This is a genomic window from Priestia sp. 53B2 (genome assembly GCF_056099005.1).
The window spans coordinates 1-9,580 of sequence record NZ_JBLZXA010000043.1 but is presented as its reverse complement, the minus strand read 5'-3'; the positions used below and the strand labels follow the sequence as shown (position 1 = coordinate 9,580).

Annotated in this window: 11 protein-coding genes; 6 read left to right on the top strand and 5 right to left on the bottom strand. The window is 34.1% G+C overall.

What is annotated here, in order from left to right; translation table 11 throughout:
• Positions 1-751 precede the first annotated feature (751 nt).
• Entirely contained in the window at positions 752-916 is a 165-nt protein-coding gene (locus ACN6NE_RS30595) for a hypothetical protein (RefSeq protein ID WP_474329320.1), read from the top strand.
• A gap of 336 nt (positions 917-1,252) precedes the next feature.
• On the opposite strand, the gene ACN6NE_RS30590 is transcribed toward ACN6NE_RS30595, so the two are convergent.
• The 3 genes from ACN6NE_RS30590 to mobQ all read right to left on the bottom strand — a co-directional run bounded on the left by ACN6NE_RS30590 (position 1,253) and on the right by mobQ (position 4,647).
• Positions 1,253-1,996, bottom strand: coding sequence for a CAP domain-containing protein (locus ACN6NE_RS30590; RefSeq protein ID WP_474329318.1), 744 nt, complete (start codon positions 1,994-1,996; stop codon positions 1,253-1,255).
• 73 nt (positions 1,997-2,069) lie between these two features.
• Complete coding sequence (locus tag ACN6NE_RS30585) at positions 2,070-2,279, bottom strand: hypothetical protein (RefSeq protein WP_474329316.1); 210 nt, start codon at positions 2,277-2,279, stop codon at positions 2,070-2,072.
• Positions 2,280-2,664: 385 nt separating this feature from the next.
• The gene (mobQ, locus tag ACN6NE_RS30580) at positions 2,665-4,647 is read right to left on the bottom strand and encodes a MobQ family relaxase (protein WP_474329314.1); all 1,983 of its coding nucleotides are present in this window, start codon (positions 4,645-4,647) and stop codon (positions 2,665-2,667) included.
• A 376-nt stretch (positions 4,648-5,023) separates the two neighbouring features.
• On the opposite strand from mobQ, the gene ACN6NE_RS30575 reads away from it, so the two are divergent.
• Complete coding sequence (locus ACN6NE_RS30575; protein ID WP_474329312.1) at positions 5,024-5,335, top strand: NIP7 pre-PUA domain-containing protein; 312 nt, start codon at positions 5,024-5,026, stop codon at positions 5,333-5,335.
• A gap of 74 nt (positions 5,336-5,409) precedes the next feature.
• Here ACN6NE_RS30575 and ACN6NE_RS30570 read toward each other — a convergent pair whose 3' ends face one another.
• Positions 5,410-5,667: a hypothetical protein gene (locus tag ACN6NE_RS30570; protein WP_474329310.1), complete on the bottom strand. Its 258-nt coding sequence runs from the start codon at positions 5,665-5,667 to the stop codon at positions 5,410-5,412.
• Between the two features lie 1,020 nt (positions 5,668-6,687).
• Between ACN6NE_RS30570 and ACN6NE_RS30565 the strand changes: the two genes are divergently transcribed.
• The 4 genes from ACN6NE_RS30565 (at position 6,688) to ACN6NE_RS30550 (ending at position 8,576) form a co-directional block, all read left to right on the top strand.
• A complete protein-coding gene (locus ACN6NE_RS30565; RefSeq protein WP_474329308.1) occupies positions 6,688-7,320 on the top strand; it encodes a MerR family transcriptional regulator in 633 nt (210 codons plus the stop codon).
• A gap of 379 nt (positions 7,321-7,699) precedes the next feature.
• Complete coding sequence (locus tag ACN6NE_RS30560) at positions 7,700-7,954, top strand: hypothetical protein (RefSeq protein WP_474329306.1); 255 nt, start codon at positions 7,700-7,702, stop codon at positions 7,952-7,954.
• 149 nt (positions 7,955-8,103) lie between these two features.
• On the top strand, positions 8,104-8,289 hold the full coding sequence (locus tag ACN6NE_RS30555; protein WP_474329304.1) for a hypothetical protein: 186 nt from the start codon (positions 8,104-8,106) through the stop codon (positions 8,287-8,289).
• 92 nt (positions 8,290-8,381) lie between these two features.
• Positions 8,382-8,576 carry a hypothetical protein gene (locus ACN6NE_RS30550; RefSeq protein WP_474329302.1) on the top strand — a complete coding sequence of 65 codons (195 nt, stop codon included), beginning with the start codon at positions 8,382-8,384 and terminating at the stop codon, positions 8,574-8,576.
• Positions 8,577-8,740: 164 nt separating this feature from the next.
• Here the strand turns inward: ACN6NE_RS30550 and ACN6NE_RS30545 are convergent, their stop codons facing one another.
• Positions 8,741-8,890 (bottom strand): hypothetical protein, encoded by a 150-nt coding sequence (locus ACN6NE_RS30545; RefSeq protein WP_474329300.1) that lies wholly within the window; start codon positions 8,888-8,890, stop codon positions 8,741-8,743.
• Positions 8,891-9,580: the final 690 nt, after the last annotated feature.

Here is a 9,580-nt window from a genome sequence, read left to right as displayed (position 1 = left end):
AATACAAATTCTTCAACAGCAAATATTCAAAAACAGTAAATTTTCATTTTCTAAATAAGAACAAATAACCGTTAGAATGATGATTTCTAACGGTTATTTGTTCTTATAATTGTGATTATGTTAACTAACTTTGTATATTGTATACATCTTAAAAAGAAAAAAACTCCTGGTCGCTCAGTTCAGGAGTTTTTTCCATGAATCGAAATTTATATTCCTTATCGCGAGACTTGGAGGTACTTGCATTGCATGTTCTATAGTATTCAAGAAAGTCAAAAGGGTTTGTACAAGTATTCTAATTTATAAGATTAAAAATAAATTTTTTTATCATTTTTGAGATTTTTATGTCTATTTCTTAGAAATTACATTATGTTAACTAAACATGTGTACGGTATACAAGTTATTTTGATAGATGTCCAAGCAATTCACTAAATCTTGTATATATTAATCGTGTATGAACATTATGAAATTTTTAATGTAGAGGTGGTACTCTATGGGTAAGAATGTAGTAATGTTAATCAAAGTGAGCACATGCAAACAGTCAAAATCACATTCGAAGGAAAATCTACTCCTTTGTTCTGATTACCATTTTTAACGATTAAGGAAAGATCTTTATCTTGATAAGGTATAAATAGATACTAGTCCAAAGTCAATTTGTTTTAGATTAGCTGATAGACTTAAAAGGAAAATAAAATAATTATTTCAATTAATAAGTTATAAAAGACGCTAACTTGTAAAAAGGAGATGTTAGACATTGGCAACAAAAAAGGAGAAAAGAGAGAAAAAAAGAAATAAAATAATGAAGAATCGAACTTCTTATATTACTGATTCACCATTAAATATGCTATCATCAACTCAACCACCAAACCCACCATTAAATACGCCATCATCAGCCCCACCGCCGCCATCTATTTCATAAATATAACTATTTAAAAGCACTGAAAAGAATTTAAAAATGATTCTGATAAAATAGAAGGCATTGGAACAAGTAGTTCCAATGCCTTTTTATTTCAAATGACACTCATTATGTTAACTAATATTGCATACCGCATACAGTCTAAAAACAGAAAAGACCACTACTAAACAAGCCAGTAGCTTTTTTAATCTTTTAGATAGGATGGGTTATAATTTATAATATTCATATTAATTATAAGTGCTTGGACAAGTTAAACATATTTATAAATGATTTTATGGGTAACAATATACTTAAAATTTCATAAGGTTAAGGTATTTTAGCTTGAAATATGTCAACCAGCTATGCTGGAGGTGTTCCGGGTACCCATGAAGTACCATCCCAGCGCCACCATGAACCATTCCAGAAGTACCAGGTTCCTTGATACCATGCCCACCCTGTAAAAGCTCCAGCATTATCGAAGAAGTACTGACTCGAGCCAATTTGGATCCAACCTGTCTGACGGTTGCCATTAACATAATAGTACCATGTTCCATTTTGTTCCACCCAACCATTTTGGGGTGTTGTTGGGCAATCTTCCCTATAAGGGTCATTGTTACTAGTGTATCTTTGTCTTTCGTTAGCCATAATTAATACCCAATGATGGGCCATCATTGTAGGATCGTAAAAGTATCCGACACCAATGTGAGTCAAGTTTTGTACGACCATTTTATACATTGCAGGATTCATAATACCACATTGTTGGGAAACTACAAAGTTACTTGTAATCCACGGCTCATGGCAAGGACTTCCAAGCCAACTATTTACCGCCTCTTCTGAGCTATATTCAATTCCACCTGTTTTACCTGTATAAAGTTCAATTGGATAATAAAAATAACCAGCTGCTCTGGCTTGATCTATAGGTGAGCCAAGTCTTGGACTAACATGAGCACAGGGACCATTTGAGTTAGGATACCCACCTAATTTATGGTCTTCTGCTTTTGCAGCTGCTAAACTCATTAGTTGAGAACTCACAGTTAATGGACTCATTCCATTTTGAGCGCGGAGATTATTAATTCTTTGGATAACATCATTTAAATCTGCCATAAAAATTTAGCTCCTTTCTATAAAAAAATAATTGTGCTTGTCTATTTTTCTAATGCTATAAATACATATTTTTTCAAGAAACTTTAGGAGAGGTACTAGGTGGTATAAATGTTGGTGAGGAATTAGGTGGAGAAAAACTAGGCGGTGTAGGTAATAATTTTTCGTCTCTAGTTTCCTTATCTTTTTTCTGTTTACGAGAGTTAGATGATTTTTTCTGAGCGTATGACTTGTCCACATAATATGCATCAGTTTTATGATCGTAATAACACTTATATTTCTTCATGTTAATCACTCCCTTCTTAGTTTCTGTATTATGTTATTCATGGGATAATAAATTGTTTGTATGCTTGTCCAATGACATTAGGATCATTTCTTATAGAAATAAAAGCCTTTGGAATCATCGATTCCAAAGGCTTTTATTTTTAATAAGGAATTATAAATATTCTTTATTATCTTCTTTTTAATTGCTCTGCATTACCTTTTTACTCTTCAAGTCTGTGGTTGAGTAACTAATACAATGACTCTAGCAAGAACAGTTAATTTTAACTGTCTCTTTTTATTAAACATGTTTGTGTTATTCGGTATTCTCTAATAGTTCTGATTAGAAGATAATAAAAACAATTTCAAGTTGATTCTAATTGCCTTAAGGTAATTTACTTTTAAACTAGTTAAAAGCTAAGATCTGGTCCTTGGTTCTTCGATTTATTTATATTTGTACTTCTTGCTCTTCTTAATTGATGTCTTTGTTGTATAAATTCTTCATCACGAGTAGCTTGTTGAATAGCATTAAAAACCGTATTTAAAGCGTTTATATTACTCTCATGTGTTTTTATTTCTTTTTCTAACCATGGGACGACTGTTTTCTCCATTGTGTTGATACGGCTTTGTTGTTGCTGTAAATCTTGTTGTCCTTTATAGCCCAGTTCTTTTAGATTTTCGCGTCCATATTTAGCTTCATTTTGCAATTCTTCATAGTCTTGACGAGCTTTTTTCGAGACAAGTCGTTTGGCTTTTTCTCCAGGATTTCTGTCTAATTCATCAAGCTTTTTCTCCACGCTGCCAAGCTTCTCTACTTCTTTACGCATAGTTGAGACATGTTCTTTCTCTACACGAACCATTTTCTGATGTTTTTTGAACTCGCCTAGCTTCTTTTGGTTAGCATCTAAACTTTGTTTGATGTTAGATAGTCTAAACTGATTTTGTTGAGCAGTATTATGATACTGTTCCAGTCTTAATGCATCTCTGTAGGTAAGATACTTACCAGCCGTTTTGAGATCCGGATAATAAGAGCTTACTTCACGAATTTTAGCCATTTTAATGGCTTCTTCTGCTTGTAGTAAAGCTTTAGTTTCTACTTGAATCTGTTGCTTCTCATACTTAATTTGATGTAGTCGTTTCTCTTTTTGTTGAGAAAATTCTTTATAACGTTCATAGAACTCTTCTTCATTCGAAAAACGAAGAGATTCTTTATACTTTTGAATACTGCTTTCATAACTTTCTTTGTTGCTTTCTAAATCAGAGATTTTATCAAGATGACGACGTTTCATCATATTGTTTTCTTTGAGCTTAAAAGGATTAAGGGACTTCTTAAGTTCATCTACTTTCTCTTCGTTTTGCTGAATTTCACGGTTTAAATCCCTTACACGGTCATAGTAATTGCTGACGTTAAGGAACTGTTGTTGTTGCACATGGAAGTGGCGTTCAATGGGATCATGGCGATCAGCCATTTTACGTAGTTCTTCCTGGCGTTTTGAGATATCGTCTAAGGTAATGACTTTTTTATCTAAAAGAGATGCAGCTTTTTGGATATAAGTCTTTTCTACATCTGTAGAAAAGCTAAATTGCTTCTCTTTTTCTTTCATTTTCTGAAGATGTGCTTCTTTTTGACGACGATAAGCTTGTAAATCAACAATAGCTTGATTGTAGTCTTGGCGCTCTTGATTGATTCGACCACGATCGCTTTGTTTCCCTTTCTTCTCCATATCATGTGCTACATGCCCTAAATGAATCATTGGAAGGGTTTGAAGGCCACGTTTTTCATGAGAAAGATGGGTAATACGTTCGTTACTTTGGGCTTGTTCTAGCGCTTGGTTAGCATAGTTTGCCCATTGTTCACGAATGGATAAGCAGCCTTCGCTATTTTTCACGTACCCACGATTGTTTTCTTTGGCATTAGCAAAATCAGCATTCCAATCACGGTTCTTTTTTCCGAATCCGTCTTGATCTAGATTTCTCATGGTTAACATGATGTGAGCATGCGGATTATTGGCATCATCACGATGGATGGCAATATCAGCAACCATTCCTTTTTGAACAAACTCGTTTTGAGCAAATGATTGAATCAATTCTTTTTGTTGACCATGATTCAGTTCAATGGGCAAAGCAATATTTAATTCGCGTGCTAATTGCGAGTCTTTGCGCTTCTCTACTTTTTCAACTTCATTCCATAAACGGTTACGATCTTTCATCCATTCTGGCGCATGAGAAGGAGTCAGAATCATGGTTTCCGGTTGTACATTTCGAGCATAAAACTTTTGCTCGTCTGTACGTTCATCATGTAGTTTCTCACCACTGCGATAAGCAGCTGCAGCGACAGCTGATTGTCCTTTTGAACGGCTGATGATTTGCATCGATAGATGGTAGATAGCCATAATTCTTTCCTCCTTTCTTGAGAATGGGTTAGTGGATTAGGAATAAGTTGATGAGAGCACAAGGTGCGCTAATCAACGCTTTAGATGAAATCAGCATCACGAATACCGAAGGTATCAGATGATGGTTTCATCTTTGCCGGTAGGCAAACAGGTTTTATGAAATTCGCCATCTAGGCGAATGGATCTTTGGTTTTGTCTTTTCGTTCCGGAGGAACCGCACACATCGGTACGATGTATAAGTGCGCCCTTATCTCTTCGATCTAAGGGAATTATACCATATCCTGGTGAGAGGATCTATGCTAAGGATACCATTTTATCTCAATTTTTGATATAATCAAAATAAACATTAGAGAACAGAGAAAGGAGATGGGGATGGGTGTCGAAGAAGCGAACAGATGAGGAGATTCTTCAGGAGATAGAAGAGAAAATTGAGAAGATGAAAGCGAAGAAACAACAAGTTGAAGCGCGTAAAAAAGAAAAGGAGAGAAAAGAGAGAACAAGACGACTTATTCAAGTCGGCGCGATCTTCGAGAAATACTTTGAGATTCAAAGTGAAGAAGAAGCAGAAAAGATTGCAAAAGCACTACAAGCATATGTAGGAAAAAATAAAGAGAAGATCTTGCATCATGATATAGTTATTACACAGAAAAACAAAGCACCTGAGGAAGTAGCATCAGTAAAAGAATAAATGGTTTGTCTTTGTTACATTTTACATAAACAGAAATAAAAAAACGTATGAGCCCCTAAAGCAAATACGTTTTTTTATTTCTTAAATGCATAGCCTAGATCATCCACTATTTCAGCAAACTCCCGGAGAATACAATATAATGCTTCAGGATTATTTTTATTTTGAAGAATCGCTATATATATATCTTTGAAAATACACCCTTTCATTTTTATAATGGCGTGAACTAAAAGGTCTACACGAACAAAGTCAACTCCATCCTTAGTCATGAAAGGAATTTCGATATCAAACAATTCATGCTCTTGTAGAATCTGTTTTATTTTGTATTTTTTCATGCTATATCCTCCCCTTTGAATTATTAAGAACCTCTCAAACTAGATGACGTCTTTAATGAAGTCCCTCCTCCTCTACTTTCTTTTTTCATGTTCTAACCAGTGATTGCTGGATTTAAAGGAAATAAAAAAGATTATAAAGAGGAACGATTGTAAACACAAGATGGCCGGAAGTATTGCCGAGGTCCTAAGTTAAAGGAGAAACTGGACACGTTAAAAGACAGGGTGAATAAACATATTCCTGCAGCTGAACGACATAAACAAGGTAGAGATTTAACTCGTGAGGAATATGCTATTTTCTTGGCTTCGGTATCATTGGGGCATTTCCGAAATGATGTTATAACTGCCTTTTACACGACAGCAAATGAAGTGAAGAATTACTATGATAAAGCCTTTTTAAAGAATGATTAACGATTTGGCTAACGAATTCATTAACGATAAAAAAAAGAGTAGGGTCGTGAGACTGTACTCTTTTTTAATCGTCTGTTCGGACCAGCGTGAGACTTTTTAATTAAAAATAACAAAATTGTAGTTATAGTAAGAGCGTCAAAGAATAAGTTGCTTATTTTTATTTATATTTAATTTTTAATATCTAGTCCAACCGTGAGGTTGAAAAATATCATCTATACCTTTTAAAAGTGATTTGTCTGTCTTATCAATTAGACGTAAAAACGAGTTTTTACGTCTTTTTTGATTCAGTGTCCGTTTTGATTGCGGTGGCCTCTCAAATAGCATTTCTCGCCATCGTGTTAATGGGCCAAGCACACACTTTCACACTTTACTAAATTAACGTGGCCTCTTTCAAAATAAGAACAAAGGAATATTGAATTATTTTATAGAAAGACATAAGATAAAACACAGAAAACCGTTAGCGAAATCGAAAATAATTAACGATTTGAATCGTTAGTGAAATCGTTAGTGAAATCAAAAACACGTTTTAAAACATTGATATAGAAGGATTTATTTACAAATCATTAATGAAATCGTTATTAACGATTTGCAATTTTAGGCGAGGTGAAATTAATGAGTGGGGAAATCAAATTATCATCGGGAAACAAGTATACACCAAAGCAAGCTTCCCAGATTGTTGGTGTTTCTGACTCAAGGATCAGACAATTATGTGAAGAGTTTGAGATTGAAGCAGAAAGAAAAGGTGGAACCAATGGACATCGACGCTTTACCAAAGGACAAGTTGAATTACTGGCAACAATAAAAGGAAAGTACGATGAAGAATGGACAACGGAACAAATTAAAGAATGGTTAAAGGGAAAAGATGCTCCTGTTTTTAATCCTCATACACCTAAAAGTGTAGATGAAATGAGATTGGAACGAGTAGAAGCAGAAAACAGAGAGTTAAGGGAAGAAAATAATCAAATCAAAGATGCTCTTAAGATAATGGGTAAAAAAATGGACGAGCAAACAGAATTCCTTGTCCAAATGTTCCAAAAGCAAAGGGAAGAAGATCGAAAGCAGTATGAGCAATTACTTGAAGAAAAGTTTAATGAACATATAGGTGATCGTGACCAGAAGTTTCTGACATCAGTACGAGAAATACAGCAAAGTCACAAGGAACTAGCTGCATATCAGGAACAGATGAATAAGAAGCCGCAAACCTTATTAGAAAAGCTCGCTTATTTATTCGGTTCATCAAAATGAGGAAGAAGCCCCGAGAGGCTTCTTTTTTTTGTGCGGTTACCTAAGATTTCTCGTATATTTCAATGAGGTTGAAATCTTATGCTGTGCTTATGATTAAATCTTATAAAAAAACAGGGATACTTACTTGTTTTTTGTCTTCACAGAACAACTATATAGTGGAATCCAAATTCATTGAAAGAGGGAGTTGACTTTTAAGTTTCAAATGGTTTCGATGTTTGCAAGAGAAAAGCTGAGAAACTACATTTAGTAATCTGTGCTAATGGTATTGAAGAGGAAATTTCACTTTTTTGACTGCTTTACCTGTAAAAGCATACCTTTTCTCCTACCCATTAGTGTACCGGATTAGGTACAAACAAAAATAAATTATGGAGGTAACAATATGGGACAAAGTATTAAAAGATTATGTAAAGTGGCAGGAACAATATTAGGGATACTAGCAACTATTGTAGGTATTGTAACTGGATTGTATTATGCTTGCTTTCCTAGCTTCTTTGTGAAAAATGGAGTAGTAATTGCAGCAGGAGGAACTGGGGTTTTTCTAGGCTTACTCATTGCTACTTTGATTATTGGGATGGTAGTGATATATCTTGTTGTTACAAGTAACAATCAAAACAGACCAAACAATACTATTTAGAACAAGCCCACTAAGGAGCTTATTCTTTTTTTGTTTATTTAATACATTCAGAGTATTCATTAAGTATGAACATCTTGTATTTATGTACTAATTCCTCTTATTATTGGTACTATATAGATACATTAATTGAATGATTTGAGGTTTTGAAAATGACAAAAAAAGAAGAAAAAACATTGGAGAAAGAAGTACAAACGGTTTCCGTTCACGTCAAGTTTTCTGCAGGTCTTATAGAAAAAGTGGATCAATACCAGATAGATAATCACTTAAATAGCCGTGTCAGTGCTATGGCCGAGTTGATGAGAATTGGTTTAGGTGAACTTGAAAGAAAAAAATAAACTATGCTAACAGAAGTGCCTTAAAAAGGTGCTTCTTTTTTGAAAATCTAGCTATTCTAATCGTGGGCTTTTTAATACAAGGAAGTGTCAGAATGACAAATCTTTCATTAAATTTAGATATATTTGTAAGCGTTAAGAAAAAAATACAAACCTTTCCAAAAAAATCCGCAGGTGTTCTTGTGATCTCTATTGTAGTATTTTTGTTATTGAAGGGTCAATTTAATTTAGAAATAAAAATTGGGCTAAACACTAATACAAATCAAGACAACAAAGAGAAGAATAAATAGCAAAAAAGCCACCATTTCCGAAGTGGCTTTTTTTATTGTACATAGCACTTAATAGAAGTATTGTTTTAAGGATCTTATAAGCTCATTTTCGTATTTTATTAAATTAACAACTTGAGATATTAAAATAAAAATAGAAAGACTCAGAACGGAAAATGAGAAGTCATTTAGCCACCTCGTGGAATTTTGCCTGTGTTATTTAACTGTTTTTTTCGTTCCTGTTTTAATTGGAATCGTTCTTTAATCGCTAAAAGATAGTCTTCAAATTTATCTGAATTATAATCATTCTGTCCGATGATATCTAAGAGTGTTTCCATTTGATCAGCAAGGTCCCCTACCAAACTTGTTGGCAAAGAAACAGAGTCTATTTTTGGACTGTCAGCTACACTAGGCAGTCCCCATAAAGCTGAAACTAGTAACTTTGAATCCTTTAAGCCCTCAGCCTCTTTATAATGAACATAGCACCAGTATAGAATAATAGTAGTACAAGAGACTAATAAAAACCTTGCCGTTGCCCACTACGGGACTCTCCCCCACAAGCCCATAACAGGAGATACAGAATTTATACACTAAAATAACTCCGTTTAGCGTCCAACTCCCCAAAAGCAGAAAAGAGTACTGTTATCAAATTTTTGCGTATTTAAAAACTCAGTCATATCAAGGGTTTGAGTGTTTTTTCTCTCTAAACTTAACGTGTTTTTTTCAAAAAACTATAAAAATTGGCTGCAACCCTTACCAGATGGGCTTTTTTAGTCCAGTTCCCTGGTGTTTTAGGTATAAAAAAAGAGATCCGAAGACTTCTTCCTCCCACCCAATAACTGAATAGTAGTGGGTGTATATGTTATAAGTTGCAGGCTCTCTACGTAAAACCCTCAACACAAAAAGCAGAAAAGAGTACTGTTATCAAATTTTTGCGTATTTAAAAACTCAGTCATATCAAGGGTTTGAGTGTTTTTTCTCTCTAAACTTAACGTGTTTTTTTCAAAAAACTATAAAAATTGGCTGCA

What these genes read in the sequence shown, in the direction of transcription:
- ACN6NE_RS30570 (WP_474329310.1), bottom strand. Translation starts at nt 5,667, where the DNA reads ATGAAAAAATACAAAATAAAACAGATTCTACAAGAGCATGAATTGTTT.
- ACN6NE_RS30585 (WP_474329316.1), bottom strand. Translation starts at nt 2,279, where the DNA reads ATGAAGAAATATAAGTGTTATTACGATCATAAAACTGATGCATATTAT.
- ACN6NE_RS30590 (WP_474329318.1), bottom strand. Translation starts at nt 1,996, where the DNA reads ATGGCAGATTTAAATGATGTTATCCAAAGAATTAATAATCTCCGCGCT.
- ACN6NE_RS30565 (WP_474329308.1), top strand. Translation starts at nt 6,688, where the DNA reads ATGAGTGGGGAAATCAAATTATCATCGGGAAACAAGTATACACCAAAG.
- ACN6NE_RS30560 (WP_474329306.1), top strand. Translation starts at nt 7,700, where the DNA reads ATGGGACAAAGTATTAAAAGATTATGTAAAGTGGCAGGAACAATATTA.
- ACN6NE_RS30550 (WP_474329302.1), top strand. Translation starts at nt 8,382, where the DNA reads ATGACAAATCTTTCATTAAATTTAGATATATTTGTAAGCGTTAAGAAA.
- ACN6NE_RS30545 (WP_474329300.1), bottom strand. Translation starts at nt 8,890, where the DNA reads ATGGAAACACTCTTAGATATCATCGGACAGAATGATTATAATTCAGAT.
- ACN6NE_RS30555 (WP_474329304.1), top strand. Translation starts at nt 8,104, where the DNA reads ATGACAAAAAAAGAAGAAAAAACATTGGAGAAAGAAGTACAAACGGTT.
- mobQ (WP_474329314.1), bottom strand. Translation starts at nt 4,647, where the DNA reads ATGGCTATCTACCATCTATCGATGCAAATCATCAGCCGTTCAAAAGGA.